Origin of the sequence: Brevundimonas sp. BAL450, assembly GCF_015767455.1 — a bacterium.
Taxonomy (GTDB): Bacteria; Pseudomonadota; Alphaproteobacteria; order Caulobacterales; family Caulobacteraceae; genus Brevundimonas; species Brevundimonas abyssalis.
In genome coordinates this window covers 79,333-100,599 of sequence record NZ_JADWOW010000047.1, presented here as the reverse complement: position 1 = coordinate 100,599, position 21,267 = coordinate 79,333, and the positions used below count along the sequence as shown (strand labels likewise).

The window sequence follows — 21,267 nt, the reverse complement described above, 5'->3', positions numbered from 1 at the left end:
GTCAGGCGCGGACAGGAGAGGGATCGGCCGGCTGCCCATCTCCCACCGCCTCTTCGTCCTTCAGGGCGAGCACGAGGCTGCAGTGCGCGCCTTCCGGCGGGAACTGGATCTGCGCCCGGCCGCCCTGTTCGGTCGCGAAGGTCTGACGGATCAGCCGCGTGCCGAACCCTTCACGCTTCGGAGGGGTGACCACGGGTCCGCCGCTTTCTCTCCACAACAGGGTCAGAAAACGCTCCCCTTCCCCGTTGTGGGCCAGGTTCCAGTCAATGGTGACCCGGCCGTCGGGCGTGCTGAGGGCGCCGTATTTCGCCGCATTGGTCGCCAGCTTATGGCAGGCCAGCGATACGCTCACCGCCTGTGAGGGGTGCAGGCGCACCGGCGGGCCCTCCATCCGGATCGGCGACGGATCCCGCTCGTAGGGCGCCAGCACCTCGCAGATCAGCGTCCGGAGATCGGCGCCGGCCCAGTTTTCGTTCACCAGCACATTGTGGGCGTGGGACAGGGCGATCAGGCGGTTGGCGAGCCCGTCGCGGACCGGCTTGTCCACCCCGGCCGCCCGCAGCCCCTGTTCGGCGATCGACTGAACCGTCGCCAGGGTGTTCTTCACCCGGTGGTTCAGTTCGTTCAGCAGAAGCACCCGTTGCTCCTCCGCCTGCTTGGCGGCCGTCTCGTCGCGGAAGATCTTCGCCAGGACGCCGCCGACGCCCAGGTCCACGGTGACGCCGTTGCCCCAGAACAGACTGCCGTCCTTGCGCTGGTGCCAGCGGCTGTCTTCAGCCCGGCCTTCACGCAGCGCGGTGTCGATCTCGGCCCGGGGCATGCCGGCCGCCTGGTCCGCCGGCGTGAACAGTTCGGCGAAGTCCATGCCCAGCGCGTCCTTGCGGGTGTAGCCGGTGATGGCCTCGGCTCCGGCGGCCCACGCCGTGATGTGGCCGTCGGGCGCCAGGCCGATGATGCCGTGGCTCCGGACATTCTCGATGATGAGCCGTGCGAGCGAGATGTCGTTGAGGGGCATGGTCGGTCCTTCGATGCACAGTTCAAACGATGAACTCGCATCGAGGGTCCGCTTCCGCGCGAATATAGCGTCTGCCGGGCCTGTCCGTGGGGCGGTCGCCGCCGCCGTCGGCTGAAAAGGGCGGCTCCTACCCCCGTCGCCCGCCGCACGCCCGCGTTGGGGGCATGGGCGCCCCGGTTGCGACGATCAGCGCGTCCTCGACCAGCCCGCTGCGGGTCTGCCCCCTCAACCGCGACGGGCGAAGGACGTTCACCTCCCTGCCCTCACAATGTTCACCAGAAGCGTTTGCGGGCGAAGGCGTGGTCCTATCCGGCGACGGCGGTTCCATTGAACGGCATACCGGCTGAGGTGAAGTCTCAGGAGCCTCGCGAGTCGCGGGCGATGGGTCCGATCGGGCCCCTCTCGGGTGATGGTGAGGGAAAATGAAAGGCATTCTTCCGGCCTGAAGCCAAGCTACTCGAATGCCACGCGGCAAGATCACCTAAAACGTCGCCGCTTACCGCTTCCGAACTCTTTTGCAAGTTCCTCGAATTCCACGAAAAGCTGATCATTATGGAACTCTTTTCGTAGCTTGTTCACAAATGGCCAAGCGGCAGTCCACACCAACTGGACCGTCTTCCTGTTCCATCTCTTGAAAATATCGTAATCAATGATTTTGTGCTGAATACCAAGCGATACAAGCTCAAAGTGATTGAGATAAAGGCGAATATACCGCGCATTCTTGGTGTGAGCACTAGACCGATCGGCATACTTGATCAGTTCGCCGTTTGCCTCGATTTCCAAGAAGGTCTTCTTGGCGTGTAAGAAGTCCTGATCGAACTCCATTTTCGCCAAGTGATTGAGGGTGGCTTGAGCGCGTGCCGTCTGCCTCTGCATGCAGATGGCGACCATAGCGACCGCGATCGCGCCCACGGTGACTAGTCCAGCAATATAACCGACGTGCAAAGCAACTTCAGCCTGCGACGTCTCGTCGACCCCCATCCAATCGGCAGGGCCAAACGCAGCACCCCAAAGCATGACGAGTGCCGGGATGCCCGTGATTGCTGCAATTACTAGGTAGGGTCGCCACATACCTCCACCATATGGTGAAGCTTTATGTCTGGCAATATCCGCGTTCTTTGAACGTGCGGATTAGGGTTCTTATAGGAAGCCCTCGCGAGCGATCAGGAAGCCCTCGCGAGCGATCAGGAAACCTTCGCGGGCAATCAAGAAGCCCTCTTTTTCAACAGTCACACGCATCTTGTTCTCCGTAACCATAACCCCCTGTAGAGGCTGAGGCTCCCTAAGTGTGGCAATAACGCAACGAAGCGCCAGCCAGAATGACGCGATTCTCCCCGACTGTATGGCCCCAGGGAGATTAACATCGCCTTGCTGGCAATGCTCCCATTCCGTTCAGGGAGCTACGTCCCCAAACACTCCTCAGGCGAGTCAGTAGATCCGCAAAATGATCGGCCTCCGCGTTGCCGCGAAGGCCGTAGAGCGCGCCCACAAGAGCCATCCAGCCCTCAGGTCGCGATTTCACTATATCGGCTCGACAAATGAGCGCGTCAAGTACTACTGCCTTGCCCTCTCAGGCCACGGAGAGCGTCCCCGCCGCCGGGAGCGTGGACCTTTGCGCTCCGAGTGGCACTATTGCCTCAGCCCGAGTCCCCTCCCCGACGAACCGGGTTCGCGCTAACGTCGCACCATGTGCAACCTCTACAGCATCCGTAAAGGCCCGGCTGCCATTCTGGACTTGGCTCGCGTCATGCCGAACGATGGGGGCGGGGCACTAGTGAGATGAAGGCGTGGAAGTACGTGAAACCCGAATATGCGCCGGGCGCGCTGAGGGGTGTGTTCAGCATAGGTACGCCGCTCGACTACGCGAAGCTGGACGATGATCAGGCCGACGAACTGGATAGCGCCCGCAGGCGGACAATCACCGCCCTGACGATCACAGATTCAGAGGATCCCGCCCAAGCCGCAGCGATGGGAACCGCTCGCTCCATGGGGATTCGACTAAACGGGGTCCGAGGCGATTTCACCTTCAAGAATTTTTCGATCACGCGCCGAGTTCATGGCCACGCTCTCTGCCTGTGCCGCGACCCTGGGAACCCGTCTTTTGGCGAGAAGACGGCAATAATCGAAATCGCTGATGCTCACCTGCTTGGCACGTTGCTGCACCTCAATAACAGGGTACTGAATAGCCACTGTTCAAGCGGACCGGTTTCATACGAAGATGTCGATGTAGAAGCGCAGGCTACGAACGACGACCCGCCGGACCCGTTCATTAAGGGGCGCCGGTTCCAGTGCGAAAACGAGCTTCGAATCTTCTGGCCCGGTCGATCTGCAAAGCCGTTCTTGTCGGCACCATTCTCCCCGCCGGAGGGTATGCTGACGTGGATTAATCCCTAGCGGCGCCACTGGTTAGCATCACTCGCTGAAGTTCAGGTTCTCCTAGTGTTCGGCCTTACCGAAGGTTAGGCCGCCTATGGCGATCCTGAAGGACGCTTCGGCTTCTTCCTGAGTGGCTCCGGAAAATACGACCGCCTCCGTGGCGAGCTCGCCGATCTGCGCGACCATGTTCAATAGGTCTTCGCGACCAAAGCTATCAGGCGACTCCACAACGATGCCGGAGACGGCAGCGATCTGGTTCAGGCGCTCCAGCAGGCCAGTGTATGGCGCGCTCTCGATCGTACGGCCAGGCAGCGTCGACTCTGACATTAGCTTCTCCAACTAGGGGTTCCCATCATGGCCATCGGTCTTCAGGGCGAAGATGGGTCAGAGGCCCTGGTGGCGGAGTCTGTCCATCACGGCCTGACCTGCTTGGGCTCGCCGAGCCATCTCCGAGATCGGCTCAAGAAGGCGGTTGGTTTCTGCCTGTTGCTCAACCATCATTTCCAGCAGTTCGACCATTCGCGCTTCAGTAGCGCTCGGCTGATCGTCAGACATTCAATTTCTCCTTGAGGATGGCGCGGACAGCACCCGCCCGCTTGGTGTGACCGTTCTCAGCCATCCAGATGTCCAGCGCGGCAATTTCGGGATCATGAAGCCGGACGCCAATCGTGTGCCCGCGCCCCGTGGCCGGTCTCCCCATCTTTTTGGCTAGCTTTTTCTCTTGCTCAGTCATCACCGTTAATGCTAGCAATAAGTCAGGCCGAGGGGAAGCGCGAACTTCCACCCCGGCCCTAACCGAAACCCGATCGCCCCACTGATTCCGGCGACGCCTGAACGGGTTCTTCTTCACGCCATCGTTCGGCAGTTGAGTCCGAAGGCCTATACGCGGCTGATGACCGACCTGTCGTTCCAAAGAGAGCAAGGCTCCGTTTATGCGCTTTGTGCGCTCCTGATAGGCACGGAGCGATATTGACGAACCGGCACCCTTTGTTGGGGCACAAGTTAGGGCTACGCCTAGCCTCTACTCCTAAACGTCTGTTTCTCATGAGTTTTTAAGGGGGAATGGCGGAGACGGAGGGATTCGAACCCTCGGTACCCCTTACAGGGTACGACGATTTAGCAAACCGTTGCCTTCAGCCACTCGGCCACGTCTCCGGTTCGGCTCCGATAGCGGCTCGGGCGCGCCGACGCAATCCGGGTTTGCGACGTTAACGCGAAATCCACGGCGGAATGGTTGGATGACGGCCTGACCAGAATGGCCGCCATGCTCTCGACCCAGACCAGACCAGACGACGCGCCCACCGATGCGGCGCCCGCGACCCTCGACGCCGCCGGGCTTCAGGCCTTGGCCTCGGGCGCCGTGGCGCGTGGGGCGGGCAAGACTGACGCCCGCGCCCGCCGCGGCCCCTTCCGGCCCGAAGTCTGGCTGAACGCCCGCCAGCGCCACGCCTCGCGCCTCGCCGCCCACTGGTTCCGAAGCTTCGACGCCCTCGCCGTCATCGCCCTGACCCTGGCGTGCGCCGCCGCGGCCAGTCCCTCGGGCCTGATCAGCGCACCCCTGTCCCTTGTCCTGCCGTTCGCGGTCGGCGCCGTGGCCCTGCTGGCGGCGCTGAAGGCGTCCGGCGTCTACGGCTTCTCCCGCAACCGCCGTCTGGTGGTGCACATGGGCCTGGTCAGCGCCTCGGTGGCCGGCGCCGGCCTGATCGCCGTCGTGCTGGCCGCCCTCCTCGCGCCCGCCCCCACGATCGGCCCGGTGCTGGTGTGGAGCGGACTGAACCTGATCGTGCTGTACGGCCTGCACATGGCCTGGTGCGACCGGGTCCGGGGCTGGCGCGCCGACGGAACCCTGACCCCCAATGTGGTGGTGGTGGGCGCCACCAAACACGCCGAAAAGCTGATCCGCGAGGCCCTCCAGCGCCGCGACCTGAACGTGCTGGGCGTGTTCGACGACCGCCTGGCCCGCGCCCCCGACAGCGTCGAGGGCGTGCCGGTGCTGGGCGACACCGAGGCCCTGCTGACCCATCGCATGACGCCCTATGTGGACCACATTATCCTGGCCGTGGATCCCGCCGCGCGCGAGCGGGTGCGTGACCTGATGCGCCGCCTCGGCGGCCTGCCCAACGAGGTCACCCTGCTGGTGGATCCCAAGGCGGCCGAAGACCGCAACGCCGCCCTGGAGAAGCTGGCCCGCGCGCCGCTGGCCTCTCTCAGCAACCCCGACCCCGACCGCGCCGCCTTCAACAAGCGGCTGCAGGATCTGATCATCGGCGGGCTGATGCTGATCGGCCTCATGCCGGTGCTCGCCGTGGTCGCCCTGGTGGTGCGTCTGGACAGCCCTGGCCCGATCCTGTTCCGCCAGCGTCGCCACGGCTTCAACAACGAAGAGATCGTGGTGTGGAAATTCCGCAGCATGCGCCACGAGGCCGCCGACGCCACCGCCTCCCGTCAGGTCACCGCCGACGACGACCGCATCACCCGCGTGGGCCGGTTCCTGCGCGCCACCAGTCTCGATGAGCTGCCCCAGCTGATCAATGTGCTGAAGGGCGAGATGTCCCTGGTCGGCCCCCGCCCCCACGCCATCGGCATGAAGACCGGCCAGATCGAGTCCGCCCGCCTCGTGGCCGAATACGCCCACCGTCACCGCATCAAGCCGGGCATGACCGGCTGGGCCGCCATCAAGGGCTCGCGCGGCCCCCTGCACACCGCCGCCGAGGTGCGCCGCCGGGTGCAGCTGGACGTGGACTATGTGGAGCGCCAGTCCTTCTGGCTGGACCTGTGGATCATGGCGGTCACCGTGCCCGTGCTGCTGGGCGACCGCGTGGCTGTACGCTGATGTTCTGGCGCGGCGTCTGGGGCTATCTGCCCGCCAACATCGTGCAGGGCGTGGTGGGCTTTCTGGCCATCGTGGTCTTCACCCGCCTGCTCAGCCCCGAGGATTTCGGCCGCTACGCCCTGGCCTATTCGGTGTTCACCCTGGCCCATGTGGCGGTGTTCACCTGGCTGGAGGCGGCCATGGCCCGCTACTGGGCCGCCGAGACGCCCGAGACCGGCCTCGCCGACCATTTCGCCAGCCTGTACCGCGCCGCCTTCTGGCTGTCCGCCGCCTTCATTCCGCTGGTCATCCTCGGCCTCATGCTGTGGCCGGTGGAGCCGGCGTTCCGTCTGGCCTTGGGCGTCGCCCTGATCGGCGTGCCCGTCCGCAGCCTCGCCAAGCTGGCGCAGGAGCGATACCGCGCCTCGGGCGAGGTCGGGAAAGCGGCGGGCCTCGACATGGCCACCGTCGTCGGCGGCTTCCTGATCGGCGTCATCTTCGCCCTGGCCGGTCTGGGCGGCGCCGCCCCCCTGCTGGGCCTGCTGCTCGCGCCCCTGTTCGCCCTGCCCTTCATCCTGCCCGGCGAGCTGAAGCACGCCCGCGGCGGGCGGCCCGACCCGGCCCGGCTCAAGCGCTACGCCACCTTCGGCTATCCCATCGCCGCGTCCCTGATCCTCTCGCTGGTGCTGGCCTCCACCGACCGCTTCCTGCTGGCGGTGTTCATGAACGAGGCGGCGGTGGGCGCCTATCATGCGGGCTATTCCATCGCCAACCGCACCCTGGACGTCATGTTCATCTGGCTGGGCGCCGCCGGCGCGCCCGCCATGGTCATGGCGCTGGAGCGGGGCGGCCGCGAGGCCCTCCAGACCGCCGCCCGCGAACAGGCGGGCCTGTTCGTCCTGGTCGGCCTGCCCGCCGCCGTCGGCGTCATGCTGGTGGCCCGGTCGCTGGCCGAAGTGCTGATCGGTCAGGACCTGCGCTCCGCCGCCGCCCTCATCACCCCCTGGATCGCCCTCGGCGCGGCCCTGTCCGGGGTGACGGTCTACTACTTCAACCAGGTCTTCACCCTCGGCCACCGCACCGACCGCATGCTGCTGACCATGGCGGTCCCGGCCGTGGCCAACGTCATCCTCAACCTGATTCTGATCCCCCGCTTCGGCGTGCTGGGCGCGGCCTGGGCCACGGCGGCCAGCTTCGCCCTCGGCCTGCTCGCCTCCATCCTCATCGGCCGCACCGTCATGCGCCTGCCCATCCCGTGGGAGGCCCTGATCCGCTGCGGCGTCGCCTGCGCCGTCATGGCGGGCTTGGTCTCCCTGATCCCGGCCGTGGGCGGCCCCGTGGAGCTGATCGCCAAGGCGGCCATCGGCGGCGCGGTCTACGCCGTCGTCGCCATCACCCTCAACGCCGCCGGGGTGCGCGACACCGGCCGCCGCCTCCTCAACGCCTACCGAACCCGGGGAGCCGAAGCATGAGCCGCACCGTCGCCAACGCCCGCTGGCGGGGCAAGCGCCCGGCCCTGTCGGTGCTGATCCCCTTCTACCGGGACGACCCCTGCGACCTGCTGCGCGACCTCAACGACGAGGCGGGCCAGGTCGGCCGCTCGGTGGAGGTCATCGTCCTGTCGGACGGCGGCGGCGACGCCGATCTGGTCGCCCGCGTCGAGGCCGTCATCAAGGCCATGGCCCTGCCCGCCCGCCTGATCGACCTGAAACGGAACGAGGGCCGCTCGAAAGGCCGAAACCGTCTGGCCGCCGCCGCCCGGGGCGGCAGTTTCCTGTTTCTGGACAGCGACATGCGGCCGGATCATCGCCGCTTTCTTCAGGCCTGGGCCGATCTGGCGGCCCACGAGGATCCCCCCGTGGCCTTCGGCGGCTTCTCCCTGCTGCAGGCCCCGGACGAGCCCCGCTTCGCCGTCCACCGGGCCCTCGCCACCCGGTCCGAATGCGTCCCCTATCAGGAGCGCGCCCGCCAGCCGGAAAAGTACGTCTACACCTCCAACCTGCTGGTCCGCCGCGACGTGTTCGCGGCCGAGGCCTTCGACAGCGCCTTCACCGGCTGGGGCTGGGAGGATGTGGAGTGGGCCATGCGCGTGTCGCGCCGGTTCCGCGTGGTCCATCTGGACAATCCGGCCACCCACATGGGTCTGGACACCGCCGAGGCCCTCGCCGCCAAATACGAACAGTCTGCGCCCAATTTCGCCCGGGTGGTGGCCCGCCACCCCGACATCGTCTCCACCTACCCCAGCTACAAGGCCGCCCGCCTGCTCAAGCGCGCGCCGGGCATGGGCCTGGCCCGGCCCTTGCTGAAGACCGTGGCGATGACCGACTGGCTGCCCGCCGGGCCGCGCGCCTTCTCGCTGCGGCTCTACCGGGCCGCCCTCTATGCGGAGGCCGTCTGATGCAGCAACCCCAGGCCCAGCCCTACAACGCCGACTCCAGCCTGTTCGGCAAGGTGCGCCGCCGCGTCGTGCGCCTCATGCATCGCCGCCCCGCCCGCCTGTCCCACACCGGGCCGGTGGTCAGCTTCACCTTCGACGATGTGCCGATTTCGGGCGCCGAGGCGGGCGCCGCCATTCTCGAAAAGGCCGGAGCGCGCGGCACTTACTATGTCTGCGCCGGCCTGTTCGATCAGCCGGGCGACATGGGCCGCTACGCCAATACCGCCGAGATCGCGCGCCTGGCCGAGGCGGGTCACGAGATCGCCTGCCACACCCATTCCCATCTGGACTGCGGCCTGGCCGATGAAGCCGCCATCGGCGCCGACGCCGACCGCAATGCCGGGGCCCTGACCGCCTTCGGCGCGCGCCCCCGCCATTTCGCCTACCCCTACGGCGAGGTCTCGCCCCAGGCCAAGAAGGCGCTGAAGGCCCGCTACAGCTCCCTGCGCGCCGTGCACTCGGGCACCGTCAGGGACGGCTCGGACCTGAACCAGCTGCCCGCCGTGGGCATCGAGGGCGAGGACGGCGAGGCCGAGGCCATGCGCTGGATCGACCGGGCGGTGGATCAGGGCGCCTGGGTCATCCTCTACACCCACGACGTGCGCGACAATCCGTCGAAATACGGCTGCACCCCCGCCGCGCTGGCGCGCATCGTCGCCCACGCCCAGGCGCGCGGAGCCGCCATCCGGACGGTGGGCGAGGTGCTGTCGTGACCGCCGATGTCGCCGTCATCGTCCCCACCCTGCGCCGCCCCGACAGTCTGGAGCGCGCCCTGCGCTCCCTGTTCGCCCAGGAGCGGGTCGCCGACCGGGTGTGCGAGATCGTCATCGCCGACAACGACCCGGAGGGCTCCGCCCGCGACCGCGTCGAGGCCCTGCGCGGCCACAGCCCCTGGCCGCTGGTCTATGTCCATGTGCCCACGCCCGGCGTGGCCACGGCGCGCAACGCGGCCCTCGGCGCCACCGACGCCTCCCTGATCGCTTTCCTCGACGACGACGAGGCCGCGGCCCCCGACTGGCTGGCGCGCATCCTTTCAGCGCACGAAGCCTCCGGCGCCGACGTCACCTTCAGTCCCATCCACGGTCGCGCCGAGGGCGCGCCTGCTTGGCTCAAACCCTATCTGGAGCGCTTCTTCGGCCGCGAGGGACCGGTCGGAAGCGGCCTGATCGACCAGTCGTTCGGCTGCGGCGCCTCCCTGATGACCCGCGCCACCGCCCTGCCCGGCGCCGCGCCGTTTGACGTTTCGGCGGATCAGTCGGGCGGCGAGGACGACGCCCTCTTCGCGGCGCTTGCTGCGCGCGGCGGTCGCTTCGGCTGGGCCGCCGACGCCTGGGTCGAGGAGTTCGCCCCGCCCCACCGCGCCACCCTGCGCTACGCCCTGACCCGCGCCTTCGCCTACGGCCAGGGCCCGTCCCAGACGGCGGCCAAGGAAAAGAACTGGCCCGCCCTCGCCCGCTGGATGATCGTCGGCGCCGCCCAGACCGCCGTGTTCGGCATCGCCGCCCTGGTCATGACCCTGATCGGCCACTCCCGCCGCGCCTTCTGGATGGACCGCGCCGTCCGCGGCCTCGGCAAGCTCGCCTGGATGCCCGGCCTCGAACCCCAATTCTACGGCGCCAGCGAACTCAAACGCCTCAACCGGGCCTGAGCACTCCGCCCCCCTCCAACACCGTCATCGCCGGGCTTGTCCCGGCGATCCATACGCTCGGACAGATCAAGGCGCGCGCCGCACAGCCCGTGATCATGGATTCCCGGCACAAGGCCGGGAATGACGAGGTGTGTGGATCAAAGCGGCGGATAATCCCGCATTTCCCGCGCCCACTCCCTTGCGCCACAAGGGATCCGCGCCCCCGACGCCCCGATTTCGTCCCCCTGCTTTCCAGACCCCCTAGAATGCCTCCCCATCGGCCCCGGGCCCCGACAGGAAGGGAGGCGTCTCACCCCACACCGCTCACCCCAGCGAAGGCTGGGGTCCAGATCATAAGGCGCTCTCGCTGGACGGCTGTCCCCGCATCACGCCCTTGGGAATGGAGCCTGCCATCTGGACCCCAGCCTTCGCTGGGGTGAGCGTGCAAAAGGGCGCGCGCCCTACACTGTTTTCGCTGAACAATTCCGTCGCGATTGCACTCCCGTTGCACTCTTTTTTCGTCCCGGAGTCTCACTTGCGCCCACTCCACGGCCCCGTGCCTTGTCATCCCGGAAGCGCCGCAGGCGCTATCCGGGACGGGACGGGATATCTCTCGATGGGCCCGGACGGCGCGACGCGACGATCCGGGCCAAGAGCTGGAGAATCACCGCCAGTCGCCCGGCTCAGCCTGCGGCTGTCCGGGCGGGAGATCTTTGAAAACACCGCGTCCCGGCTCTCCGCTTCGCGTCGGCCGGGATGACAAGTGCAACTGTCGACATTGTTTTCGCTCAACAATTCCGCCGCCGTTGCACTCCAGTTGCACTGTTTTTCGCGCCGACCGTCTAACCCAGCACCTTCTTCAGGAACCCCGGCGGCTGGTAGGTGGAGCGGTTCATGACCACCCCGGCGATGCGGCCGCCGACCGCCTCGATCTCGTCGCGCAGGGCGATGGGTTCGGCGGCGCGGGTGGTCTCGGCGGCGACCACCAGAACGGTGGCGTCCACATAGGGGGCCAGGGTCACGGCCATGTCCGAACGGTCTGCGGACGGGGCGTCCACCACCACCGTCTCTGCGTGCTTGCGCATGGCGTCCCAGTAGCGGGCGTCGGGCAGGGTCTCGACCCGCTGGCCGGACTTCAGCACCTCGCCACGGAACCGGGTGATCCACAGCCGTCCCCCCAGACACGGCTGGGCGATCAGCAGCCGGGCCGGCGCCACCGGGCGTCCGTCCTTGGCCGTCAGGCGCGGCGACACGGTGAAGAAGCACGATCCGTCGGGCGAGGCGTAGGCGGTCTTGCCCAACTGGCCGAAGCGGTCCGGTTGGGCGCCGACGGCCTCCATCTGCTGCTGGGCGTTGAGGTCGGCGTCCACCAGCCAGACGGGGCGGCGGGCCCGCACGGCGGCCAGGCGGGCGAACTCCCGCGCCACGGTGGAGGTCCCCTCCCCGTGGTTGGCGGCCACGAACTGGATCACGCGGCCGCGATGGCCGGACGCCGGACCCAGCGCCGCCCAAAGTCCCGCCATTTCCGCAGTGAGGTCGACCATCGAATCGTTACGCGCACCTGTTTGGATGAAACTATCACACCCCTCAGGGGAACACTCAGCGGGCCTTCATGGGGGCCACCGCCAGCACCGGCAGCTCCAGCGTCCGCCCCGCCGACGCCGGCGTGGTGAAGCCGGGCCGCAGGAAGATTCGGATCAGCCCGACGCACAGCGCCGTGAACGCGGCGAACAGGATCACCAGCAGCATGCTGGGCATGCGCAGGCTGGTTCCCCGTGTGGGCGGCGAGGCGCGCTCCACGATGCGGATGTTATCCGCCCCGCTCTGGGACAGCGAGGTGGCCGCCCGGCTCTGGCTTTCGCGCAGGGCGAACTCGCGGATGTTGCTGGTCAGCACCTCCCGGTCCGCCGACAGGGTGGCGTTGCGGGATTCCAGCTCGGTGAGCCGCGACTGGCGGTTACGCAGGTCGTTCAGCTGAGCCTCCAGCACCGAGCGCCGCCCGATCAGCGAATCGCGCTCGGCGGTCAGCTGGATCCGCTCCGTGTCCAGCGACACCCAGATGGGATTCGGCCCGGTCTGCACCTCGCGCGGCCCCACGGCCGTGCCGGTGTTCACAAAGGCCTGCAGCTGGGCGATGCGCTCCTCGATGTCGCGCACCGGCTGGGAGTCAGGCTGATACCGCGCCAGCAGGTTCTCACGCTCGGTGCGCAGCAGCAGCACCTGGTCCTGGGCCGCCACGTTGAGCTGCTGGTTCAGCACGATTTCGGCGGGCACCGAGCCCAGCTCCAGCCGCAGCCGGGCCAGCCGGTTCGACACCTGGGCCAGTTGGGCGTCCACACCCAGCCGCTCCGCGAAGACGGTCTGGTAGGACGCCCCCAGGCTCTCCCGCGCCGTGTTGAAGTCGCCGATGTCATTGGTCCGCAGGAAGGCTTCATAGGCGCTGTCGGCGTCCATCAGCTCGTCCTCGAACACCTCGCGCTGCTCCTGCAGGGCCGGCGTCATGCGGTCCTGGAACACCTCGCGGCGATAGATCAGATACTGGTCCAGCAGGCCGTTGAGCACCGCCGCCGCCGTGTCCGCGTCCCGCGCCTCATAGCTCAGCTGGATCACCCCGCTGAGCGGCGCTGTGGAGACTTCCAGATCACGGATCATGGTGCGCAGGGCGCTGCGCTCCGCCGCCTCGGCGCTGACCGCCCGTTCCGCAGCCCGCTCGCCCAGAACGGTCTCCACGCCGACGGCCTGAATGACCCGGCGCTTCAGCTCGTTGCTGTTCAGAATGGCCGCCTCGGCCTGCGCGATCTCATTGACCTGCGGCACATTGGTGCTGTTGCGCTCGGTCCCCACCGTCGGCTGATAGACGTACTCCTGCCCCACCGTGGCGACGATCCCGGCCCGGGCCGTATAGGTCTTGCTGATGGTCGTCAGAATGAGGATGACGCCGAGGATGCAGATGGCCAGAAACACCGCGATCATGACCCACAGCTCGCGGAACAGCAGGGCCGCCAGATCCATCAACCCGTAACGCGGGCGGGTCGACAGATAGGCGGTTGTGCGCATGAACGGCGAATCCCGGCAAACAGGGTTAACAGGTCCACACTTCGCCCCTGCGCGTTAACCATCGGTTACGATTGCAGGGCCAGCCTGACGCCGAAGCCGCCGCACGAGTCGTTGATGTCCATGGATCGCCGCCATCTTCTGATCGCCCTGGCCTCCACCGGGGCCCTGACCGCCTGTTCCGGCGGCGCGGGTCTGGGTCGGTCGGCGCAGACTCCCGACTTCCCCGACATCGCCTTCGCCGACTGGACCGACGCCGAGCCGGAGTATCTGGTCTATCCCGGCGACGAACTGGACATCCAGACGCCCACCGCGCCCGAGCTGAACCGGGCTGTGCGCGTAGGCCCCGACGGGCGCATCTCCATGCCGCTGGTGGGACAGGTCATGGCGGCGGACCGCTCGCTGCCAGAACTGGAATCGGCGCTGGCCGCGGCCTACGCCACCCAGCTTCGCCATCCCATGGTGGAGGTCACCCTGACCCAGGCCGGACCGCTGAAGGTCTGGGTGGACGGCGAGGTGCGGACCCCAGGCGTCTACGACATGCCCGGCGACATCGAGGCCTGGCAGGCTGTGATCATGGCCGGCGGCTTCCTGCCCACGGCGCGGCGGTCACAGGTGGCGCTGATCCGGCGCGGCCCGGGCAATGTGCGCATGATGCGGGTGGTGGATCTCAGCGGACCGCGCACCACGGCCGTGGCCCTGCGGCGGTCCGACATCCTGTACGCGCCCCGCACCACCCTGGCGGAGCTCGCCGTCTTCTTCAGCCAGATTCGCGAGAGCCTGCCGGTCAGCTTCAGCTATTCGATCAACGACCGCGCCTACACGCAGTTCTGACCGGCCCAGGCCTCGGACTCTGCCTCAGGCAGCCAGCTTGGCCGCACCCTGATCGATCCAGCGGCGCGCGGCGCGCTGGGCCTCGGCCAGATCCTCGCGCTCCATCTCCGCCGACAGCTCCTTGCGGTAGATGCGGGCTTCTTCGGAGCCCTTCATGGCCGCCAGGTTGAAGATCATGTGGGCGCTGACCAGATCGACGGGCGCGCCGCCCTGGCCGGTGGAGTACATCACGCCCAGCCGGAACAGGGCGTCGCCGTCCATCTCCGGAGTGGGCAGCGGCAGGCCGCCGTCCATGTGGGCTTCGCAGTCGTGCGCCAGTTCTTGCGCGGTCATCACCGTATCTCCTTGCGGAGGCCTTTCTGGCCCCGTCCTGTGACACGATCAAATACCCGCGCTATTGAAGTTAAAGTTAACGGCAGAGGGTCCGCAAAATCTTTTCAGTAAAGGAGTTCTGAATACTGAACGTGCGATTCAGAACTCCTCAATCTGGTTGCAAGGTCTCGTTTACCGGGCGCGCTGGCCGAACAGCATCTTTCGCGCCTGCTCCGCCTGTTTTCCGGAAGCGCCCAGGTCGCCGCGCAGTTCGTTGCCGACCGCCCGGCCCGCCTGAACCGCCGGGCGCGCGCCGACGCGCGCCATCCAGGCCTTCAGGTGCGGAAAGTCCTCCAGGTCCTGTCCCTGCGGCCCCGGCAGGATCCAGGGCCAGATGGCCATGTCGGCGATGGAGTAGTCCCCCGCCACATAGTCCCGATCCGCCAGCCGCGTGTTCAGCACGCCGTACAGGCGGTTGGTCTCGTCTGTGTAGCGGCGCACCCCGTAGGCGATCTGGCGCTGATCCTTGATCAGGGCGGGCGCGTACTGCCGGAAGTGATGGGTCTGCCCCGCCATCGGTCCCAGCCCGCCCACCTGCCAGAACAGCCACTGGTCCACCTCGGCCCGCGCCCTGATGTCCGTGGGATAGAACTGGCCGCTCTTGTTTCCCAGGTACTGCAGGATCGCCCCGGACTCGAAGATCGACAGCGGCTTGCCGTCCGGTCCTTCGGGATCGACCAGGGCCGGCATGCGGTTGTTCGGGCTGATGGCCAGGAACTCGGGCGTGAACTGCTCGCCCGCCCCGATGTTCACCGGCTTCACCTCATAGGGCAGGCCCATCTCCTCGAGGGCGATGGAGACCTTCCAGCCGTTGGGCGTGGGCCAGTACCAGAGTTCCAGAGGCTTGGTCATGATGATCCTTTCCAGCGTCACGGTTCGATCTGGGAAGGATGAGACGCCCTCGCAACGGGCGCGCGAAATTAACCTGAACCGTCCGTTCAGGGTGAATTCATGTGGATGGCGAGACCTTGGCGACACAGTTCAACGGCCGCTCACGCGAAATCCGTCGCGGCCCCTTCGAGAGGATCGCCATGAAAACCCTCGTCAAGGCCGCCGCCGTCGCCATCGGCCTCATCACCATCTCCACGCCCCTGGCCGCCGAGGCCCAGTCCCGCCACGACCGCCGCGAGTGGCGCGAGGACCGCCGCGAAACGCGGCAGGACCGTCGAGACTATCGTCGCGACGACCGTCAGGATCGTCGGGAATGGCGACGGGATCGCCGCGAAGACCGGCAGGACTTCCGTCGGGAAAACCGCCACGACCGGCGGGACTTCCGTCAGGACCGCCGCGCCGACCGCTGGGATCGCAATGACCGCAATTGGTGGCGTGGCCGATCCGACTTCCGTGACTATCGCGGCGCGCGCCGTGGGTACTACTACGCCCCCAGCTACGGCTATTACCGGGTCGAGCCGCGCTACTACGGCTATCGCTGGCAGCGGGGCCATTCCCTGCCCTACGCCTATCGCAGCTACCATGTGCGCGACCCCTACTTCTATGGGCTCCGCCCGGCGCCGCGCGGGTATCGCTGGGTGCACGCCAACAACGACATTGTCCTGATCGCCCTGGCCACCGGCCTGATCGCGGACATCGTCCTGAACGTCTACTGATCACCCGACATCATCAAGTTGAGCCCCGCCGCCCGGCGGGGCTTTTTCTTTTCAAAACAGCCACAAGGCGATAACTGACAACCGCGTTCAGTTAAGGTTCATGGCGCCCGGCACAGTCTTTTCCAAAGCCGCCGCTCCGGCGGGAACGAGGACGAAAGAGAATGAAACGCTTCATCGTGGCTACGGCGATCGCGTCGCTCGTCGTGCCGATCATGGCCAGCGCGAGCGAGGCCTTCGCCCAGGACCGCCGCCCCGACCGCAACAGCGAAATGACCCGTGAACAGGCTCGGCGTCCGGATTCCTCCGGTTCGACCCGCGGCGCAGCGCCTCAGCGGCAGCAGCGCGAAGAGGCTCGTCAGGAACGGCGCCAGGAACGCCGGAATGATCGCCAGGAACGGCGTGAGGACAGACCGGCGCGTCCGGAACGCCCCCAGACCGACCGCACACCGCCCCCGCCCCAGACCGGTGGCCCTCGGACGGACAGGCGCGAAGACCGGCGCGACCGCCGGGAAGATCGGCGCGGCGACAGACCGAACCGTCCGGACCGTCCCCAGACCGACCGCAGGCCGACCCCGCCTCAGACCGGCGGTCCCCGCACGGACCGGCGCGAAGACCGACGCGACCGCCGTGAGGATCGACGCGATGATCGCCAGGATCGGCGCGAGGACCGGCGTGATTGGGACCGGGATCGTCGCCCCAACCCGGACGCACGGCGCGACGATCGCCGAAATGACCGGTCAGACAGACGTCCGGATCGCCGTGACGACCGCTGGGATCGACGCGATGACCGCCGCGGCGACCGCTGGGACCGTCGTGACGATCGGCGGGACGACCGGCGCGAAGCCCGCCGGGATCGACGGGAATATCGCGAGTTCCGCCAGCGCTGGAACCGCGACCACTGGCGCCGCGACTGGCAGCGCCGTCAGCAGGCCAACTGGTGGCGTCACCACAGCTGGTTCGGTGGCTATTCTGGCCTGAGGGTCGGGTTCTACTACGCGCCCAGCTACGGCTACTATCAGGTGCCGCGTCAGCACTGGGGCCGCCGCTGGTCCGAGGGCGACTACCTGCCCAGCGTCTTCTGGCGTTATCAGGTGAATGACTACCGCTTCTACGGCCTGGGTTATCCGCCAGTCGGCACCCGGTGGGTCCACGTGGACAACCACATCTATCTGATCGATCAGTATGACGGCTACATCATCGAGGTGATCTTCGACGCCTGGAACTGGTAGGTCCGTTCCGACGAAAAGAGGCCCCGGCGGATCGCTCCGCCGGGGCCTTTTCACATCTGCATTCAAGCAGCGAGGCGCCGCGCGCCGCGCGATAGCGCGCTAAAATCAAACCCCCAGCTTGGTCTTCAGGATATCGTTGACCGCAGCCGGGTTGGCCTTGCCGCCGGTGGCCTTCATGACCTGGCCGACGAACCAGCCCAGAGCCTGCGGCTTGTCCTTCACCGCTTCGGCCTTGTCGGGGTTGGCGGCGATGATCTCGTCGATGGCTTTCTCGATGGCGCCGGTGTCGGTGACCTGTTTCAGGCCGTGCTTGTCCACGACTTCGGAGGGCGAGCCCTCGCCGTTCCAGACGTGGTCGAATACTTCCTTGGCGATCTTGGACGAGATGGTCCCGTCCTCGATCAGCGCCACCAGCTCGGCCACATGGGCGGCCGGGACCGGGCTCTGGTCGAAGTCCAGATGGTCGGCGGCCAGCCGGGCGGACAGCTCGTTGGTCACCCAGTTGGCCACCAGCTTGGCGTCGCGACCCTTCGCGGCGGCTTCGAAGTAATCGGCCTTGGCCTGTTCCGAGATCAGCACCACGGCGTCGTATTGCGACAGGCCGTACTGGGCCATCAGCCGCTTGCGCTTCTCGTCGGGCAGTTCCGGCAGGGACGCCTTGATCTCCTCGATCCAGGCCTGCTCGATCTCCAGCGGCAGCAGGTCGGGGTCGGGGAAGTAGCGGTAATCGTGCGCCTCTTCCTTGGAGCGCATGGACCGGGTCTCGCCCTTCACCGGGTCGAACAGGCGGGTCTCCTGATCGATCTTGCCCCCGTCCTCGAGGATCTCGATCTGGCGGCGCGCCTCGTACTGGATGGCCTGGGAGATGAAGCGGAACGAGTTGACGTTCTTGATCTCGCAGCGGGTGCCCAGATGGCTGAAGTCGCCGGTTTCCTTGAACTTTTCGTACTGCCCCGGACGGCAGACCGACACATTCACATCGGCCCGCAGATTGCCCTTCTCCATGTCCCCGTCGCAGGTGCCCAGATAGATCAGGATGGTCCGGATCTTCTTGACGTAGGCCACCGCCTCCTCAGGGCTGCGCAGGTCCGGCCGCGAGACGATCTCCATCAAGGCCGTGCCCGAGCGGTTCAGGTCCACATAGGATTCGGTGGGCGACAGGTCGTGGATCAGCTTGCCGGCGTCCTGCTCCAGGTGCAGGCGCTCGATACCCACATTGAAGAAGCCGCCGTCCTCGGCCTCCACCTCCACCACGCCCTCGCCCACGATGGGGTGATACAGCTGGCTGATCTGATAGCCGGTGGGCAGGTCGGGGTAGAAATAGTTCTTCCGGTCGAACTGGCTGAAGGTGTTGATCCGGGCGTTGAGCCCCAGCCCTGTGCGCACCGCCTGTTCGACACAGAACTTGTTGAGGGTCGGCAGCATGCCGGGGAAGCCGGCGTCCACCAGCGACACCTGCTCGTTCGGCCCGGCTCCGAAGCCCACCGCCGCGCCCGAGAACAGCTTGGCCTTCGACGCCACCTGGGCGTGGATCTCCAGCCCCATGACGATTTCCCACGGGCCGGTGCGGCCCTGGATGAGTTTGGAGTTGTCAGTCATCAGTGTCGTTGTCCGCGAGCGTTGAGGGATCGAGGTCGCCCAGCTCTTCTATGAGTGCTTCTTCGTGGTCCCACCGGCAAATTGAACTCGAGCCCGCAAGGACAATCAACAGGTCGCCGTGACCATTGTTGGCCAATGCGATGGCAGCGGCCGGAAAGCCATGCCATTTCCGCGCCTGCTCGGTCTCGCGTGCAACGTGGTTCGCCGTTCGACCTGCCCGCTTCCGGTCGGAATCGTCCCAGACGGGGTGGATACTCCAATCCTCGCCATTCAGGACGAACTCGCCGCCGTTCCTCTGTTGGAGCGCGCGTCTCCAAGCGGGCGGGAATCGAAACGCGAGGCTACATTCGGCTGCGTCGATGCGATCAGGATCAACCGGGAACGGCATGGATCATCACCACCACTTCTCCGGCCGCGCCACGAACCCGGCGGCCTGTTCCAGAGTGTCGGCCACCTGGAACACCGTCGCCTCGTCCAGCGCCTTGCCGATGACCTGCAGGCCCAGCGGCAGGCCGCCCTTGTCGAGGCCGGCGGGGACCGAGATGCCCGGCAGGCCGGCCAGGTTGGCGGTCACCGTGAACACGTCGTTCAGGTACATGGTCAGCGGGTCCACCTGCTTGTCGCCCAGCGCGAAGGCGGCCGAGGGCGTCGACGGCGTCAGGATGGCGTCGACCTTGCCCCAGACATCGTCGAAGTCCTGGGCGATGCGGCGGCGCACCTTCAGGGCCCGGACATAATAGGCGTCATAGAATCCGGCCGACAGCACATAGGCGCCGATGGTCAGGCGGCGCTGGACCTCCTTGCCGAAGCCCTCGGCGCGGCTGGTCTCGTACAGGTCGGTCAGGGACTTCGCCTCGCTGGCCCGATGGCCGAAGCGCATGCCGTCATAGCGGGCCAAGTTCGACGAGGCCTCGGCCGGGGCAATGATGTAATAGGCCGGCAGGGCGTACTTCGTGTGCGGCAGGCTGATCTCGACGATTTCGGCGCCGGCCTCCTTCAGCCAGGCCTTGCCCTTCTCCCACAGCTCCAGCTGCTCGGCGGGCATGCCGTCGACCACGTATTCCCTGGGGATGCCGATGCGCAGGCCCTTCACGCCCTTGCCGAGGCTGGCGGTCCAGTCCGGCGTCTCCACGTCCAGGCTGGTGGAGTCTTTCGTGTCGAACGAGCACATGGACCGCAGCAGGATGGCCGCGTCCTCCACCGTCTTCGTGATCGGCCCCGCCTGATCCAGCGAAGAGGCGAAGGCCACCATGCCGAAGCGGCTGGCCCGGCCGTAGGTGGGCTTGATGCCCACGGTGCCGGTGAAGGCCGCGGGCTGGCGGATCGAGCCGCCGGTGTCCGACGCCGTGGCCGCCAGACAAAGGTCCGCCGCCACCGCGCTGGCCGAGCCGCCGGACGAGCCGCCCGGCGTCAGGTCGGCGTTGGACCCGCTGGACTTCCAGGGGTTCACCACCGGCCCGAAGGCGCTGGTCTCGTTGGACGAGCCCATGGCGAACTCGTCCATGTTCAGCTTGCCCAGCATCACCGCCCCGTCGCGCCACAGATTGGCGGTGACGGTGGATTCATAGGGCGGGACGAAGCCCTTGAGCATGTTGGAGCCGGCCGTGGTCTGGACCCCGTCGGTGCAGAACAGGTCCTTGATTCCCAGCGGCGCGCCTTCCAGCGCCCCGCCCTCGCCCTTGGCCAGCTTCGCGTCGGACGCCCGCGACATGGCCAGCGCCTTGTCGCCCGTGATCTGGACATAGGCGTTCAGCGCCGGATTGGCGGCCTCGATGGTCTTGAGGAAGGCGCCGGTGATCTCCTCCGACGAGAAGTCGCGGGCCTTGAGGCCGTCGACGGCGGCCTTGAGGGTCAGTTTCGTCAGGTCGGTCATGGCTTACTCGACCACCTTCGGCACCACGAAGAAGCCGTCGGCGGATTTGGGGGCGTTAGACAGCACCGCATCCACCTTGCCGCCGTCGGTGACCACGTCGTCGCGCAGGCGCAGGGGCTGGCGCACGTTGGAGGTCATGGGCTCCACGCCGTCCACGTCCACCTCGTTCAGCTGTTCGATCCACGCGAGGATGCCGTTCAGCTCGGCGGCCAGCGGCTCCAGCCGATCTTCCGGCGTCTTGATGCGGGCGAGGTGGGCGACGCGCCTCACCGTCGCGGCGTCGATGGCCATGCGGCCCTCCAAAATCACGAAAAAAGTGAAAGTCACTCGGGATTAGCCGCCCCTTCGCGGTTGCACAAGCGGCGCGCGTCCAGGCCACAGCGTGCTGGATTCCGGGGCGGAGCGGCTTAAGCTACGCTCTACCCCCTGACC

22 protein-coding genes and 1 tRNA gene are annotated in these 21,267 nt (G+C 67.0%); 9 read left to right on the top strand and 14 right to left on the bottom strand.

Annotated features, from left to right (window positions below):
- Position 1: 1 nt before the first annotated feature.
- Together IWC96_RS06955 and IWC96_RS06950 are read right to left on the bottom strand one after the other, a co-directional pair.
- Complete coding sequence (locus IWC96_RS06955; RefSeq protein ID WP_021698393.1) at positions 2-1,015, bottom strand: sensor histidine kinase; 1,014 nt, start codon at positions 1,013-1,015, stop codon at positions 2-4.
- 477 nt (positions 1,016-1,492) lie between these two features.
- A complete protein-coding gene (locus tag IWC96_RS06950; RefSeq protein WP_045319342.1) occupies positions 1,493-2,086 on the bottom strand; it encodes a DUF4760 domain-containing protein in 594 nt (197 codons plus the stop codon).
- A 726-nt stretch (positions 2,087-2,812) separates the two neighbouring features.
- Here IWC96_RS06950 and IWC96_RS06945 point away from each other — a divergent pair.
- Entirely contained in the window at positions 2,813-3,409 is a 597-nt protein-coding gene (locus IWC96_RS06945) for a hypothetical protein (protein WP_148291550.1), read from the top strand.
- A 42-nt stretch (positions 3,410-3,451) separates the two neighbouring features.
- Here the strand turns inward: IWC96_RS06945 and IWC96_RS06940 are convergent, their stop codons facing one another.
- The 4 genes from IWC96_RS06940 to IWC96_RS06925 form a co-directional block, all read right to left on the bottom strand.
- Complete coding sequence (locus IWC96_RS06940; RefSeq protein ID WP_148291551.1) at positions 3,452-3,718, bottom strand: hypothetical protein; 267 nt, start codon at positions 3,716-3,718, stop codon at positions 3,452-3,454.
- Between the two features lie 57 nt (positions 3,719-3,775).
- A complete protein-coding gene (locus IWC96_RS06935) occupies positions 3,776-3,946 on the bottom strand; it encodes a hypothetical protein (RefSeq protein WP_158332147.1) in 171 nt (56 codons plus the stop codon).
- Positions 3,939-4,124, bottom strand: coding sequence for a hypothetical protein (locus tag IWC96_RS06930; RefSeq protein WP_045319345.1), 186 nt, complete (start codon positions 4,122-4,124; stop codon positions 3,939-3,941). Before IWC96_RS06930 ends, IWC96_RS06935 begins: the two co-directional genes overlap by 8 nt.
- A gap of 330 nt (positions 4,125-4,454) precedes the next feature.
- A tRNA-Ser gene (locus IWC96_RS06925) sits at positions 4,455-4,546 on the bottom strand.
- Positions 4,547-4,646: 100 nt separating this feature from the next.
- Between IWC96_RS06925 and IWC96_RS06920 the strand changes: the two genes are divergently transcribed.
- The 5 genes from IWC96_RS06920 to IWC96_RS06900 are packed head-to-tail and all read left to right on the top strand — an operon-like array spanning position 4,647 to position 10,288.
- Positions 4,647-6,224, top strand: coding sequence for an exopolysaccharide biosynthesis polyprenyl glycosylphosphotransferase (locus tag IWC96_RS06920; RefSeq protein ID WP_231378943.1), 1,578 nt, complete (start codon positions 4,647-4,649; stop codon positions 6,222-6,224).
- Positions 6,224-7,675 (top strand): lipopolysaccharide biosynthesis protein, encoded by a 1,452-nt coding sequence (locus IWC96_RS06915; RefSeq protein WP_021698399.1) that lies wholly within the window; start codon positions 6,224-6,226, stop codon positions 7,673-7,675. The genes IWC96_RS06920 and IWC96_RS06915 overlap by 1 nt, the downstream gene beginning before the upstream one ends.
- On the top strand, positions 7,672-8,601 hold the full coding sequence (locus IWC96_RS06910) for a glycosyltransferase family 2 protein (RefSeq protein ID WP_021698400.1): 930 nt from the start codon (positions 7,672-7,674) through the stop codon (positions 8,599-8,601). The genes IWC96_RS06915 and IWC96_RS06910 overlap by 4 nt, the downstream gene beginning before the upstream one ends.
- Positions 8,601-9,353 carry a polysaccharide deacetylase family protein gene (locus tag IWC96_RS06905; protein WP_021698401.1) on the top strand — a complete coding sequence of 251 codons (753 nt, stop codon included), beginning with the start codon at positions 8,601-8,603 and terminating at the stop codon, positions 9,351-9,353. The genes IWC96_RS06910 and IWC96_RS06905 overlap by 1 nt, the downstream gene beginning before the upstream one ends.
- A complete protein-coding gene (locus IWC96_RS06900) occupies positions 9,350-10,288 on the top strand; it encodes a glycosyltransferase family 2 protein (RefSeq protein ID WP_196838633.1) in 939 nt (312 codons plus the stop codon). Before IWC96_RS06905 ends, IWC96_RS06900 begins: the two co-directional genes overlap by 4 nt.
- A gap of 821 nt (positions 10,289-11,109) precedes the next feature.
- Here the strand turns inward: IWC96_RS06900 and IWC96_RS06895 are convergent.
- Both IWC96_RS06895 and IWC96_RS06890 read right to left on the bottom strand, forming a co-directional pair.
- A complete protein-coding gene (locus IWC96_RS06895; RefSeq protein WP_196838632.1) occupies positions 11,110-11,811 on the bottom strand; it encodes a hfsB in 702 nt (233 codons plus the stop codon).
- Positions 11,812-11,866: 55 nt separating this feature from the next.
- A complete protein-coding gene (locus tag IWC96_RS06890; RefSeq protein ID WP_196838631.1) occupies positions 11,867-13,324 on the bottom strand; it encodes a Wzz/FepE/Etk N-terminal domain-containing protein in 1,458 nt (485 codons plus the stop codon).
- Between the two features lie 114 nt (positions 13,325-13,438).
- Between IWC96_RS06890 and IWC96_RS06885 the strand changes: the two genes are divergently transcribed.
- Entirely contained in the window at positions 13,439-14,155 is a 717-nt protein-coding gene (locus IWC96_RS06885; protein WP_196838630.1) for a polysaccharide biosynthesis/export family protein, read from the top strand.
- A gap of 24 nt (positions 14,156-14,179) precedes the next feature.
- Here IWC96_RS06885 and IWC96_RS06880 read toward each other — a convergent pair whose 3' ends face one another.
- Together IWC96_RS06880 and IWC96_RS06875 are read right to left on the bottom strand one after the other, a co-directional pair.
- Positions 14,180-14,488: a sel1 repeat family protein gene (locus IWC96_RS06880; RefSeq protein ID WP_196838629.1), complete on the bottom strand. Its 309-nt coding sequence runs from the start codon at positions 14,486-14,488 to the stop codon at positions 14,180-14,182.
- 171 nt (positions 14,489-14,659) lie between these two features.
- Positions 14,660-15,379 (bottom strand): glutathione S-transferase family protein, encoded by a 720-nt coding sequence (locus IWC96_RS06875; RefSeq protein WP_196838628.1) that lies wholly within the window; start codon positions 15,377-15,379, stop codon positions 14,660-14,662.
- Between the two features lie 179 nt (positions 15,380-15,558).
- Here IWC96_RS06875 and IWC96_RS06870 point away from each other — a divergent pair, with 179 nt between their 5' ends.
- Together IWC96_RS06870 and IWC96_RS15960 are read left to right on the top strand one after the other, a co-directional pair.
- The gene (locus IWC96_RS06870; protein ID WP_196838627.1) at positions 15,559-16,134 is read left to right on the top strand and encodes an RcnB family protein; all 576 of its coding nucleotides are present in this window, start codon (positions 15,559-15,561) and stop codon (positions 16,132-16,134) included.
- A gap of 161 nt (positions 16,135-16,295) precedes the next feature.
- Positions 16,296-17,363, top strand: coding sequence for an RcnB family protein (locus tag IWC96_RS15960; protein WP_231378942.1), 1,068 nt, complete (start codon positions 16,296-16,298; stop codon positions 17,361-17,363).
- A 105-nt stretch (positions 17,364-17,468) separates the two neighbouring features.
- Here IWC96_RS15960 and gatB read toward each other — a convergent pair whose 3' ends face one another.
- Genes gatB through gatC form a run of 4 tightly spaced genes read right to left on the bottom strand, consistent with a single transcriptional unit; the run spans position 17,469 to position 21,126 of the window.
- The gene (gatB, locus tag IWC96_RS06860) at positions 17,469-18,962 is read right to left on the bottom strand and encodes an Asp-tRNA(Asn)/Glu-tRNA(Gln) amidotransferase subunit GatB (RefSeq protein ID WP_196838626.1); all 1,494 of its coding nucleotides are present in this window, start codon (positions 18,960-18,962) and stop codon (positions 17,469-17,471) included.
- On the bottom strand, positions 18,955-19,350 hold the full coding sequence (locus IWC96_RS06855; RefSeq protein ID WP_196838625.1) for an SMI1/KNR4 family protein: 396 nt from the start codon (positions 19,348-19,350) through the stop codon (positions 18,955-18,957). Before IWC96_RS06855 ends, gatB begins: the two co-directional genes overlap by 8 nt.
- A 6-nt stretch (positions 19,351-19,356) precedes the next feature.
- Positions 19,357-20,835 (bottom strand): Asp-tRNA(Asn)/Glu-tRNA(Gln) amidotransferase subunit GatA, encoded by a 1,479-nt coding sequence (gene gatA / locus IWC96_RS06850; protein ID WP_196838624.1) that lies wholly within the window; start codon positions 20,833-20,835, stop codon positions 19,357-19,359.
- Between the two features lie 3 nt (positions 20,836-20,838).
- Positions 20,839-21,126 (bottom strand): Asp-tRNA(Asn)/Glu-tRNA(Gln) amidotransferase subunit GatC, encoded by a 288-nt coding sequence (gatC, locus tag IWC96_RS06845; RefSeq protein WP_196838623.1) that lies wholly within the window; start codon positions 21,124-21,126, stop codon positions 20,839-20,841.
- Positions 21,127-21,267: the final 141 nt, after the last annotated feature.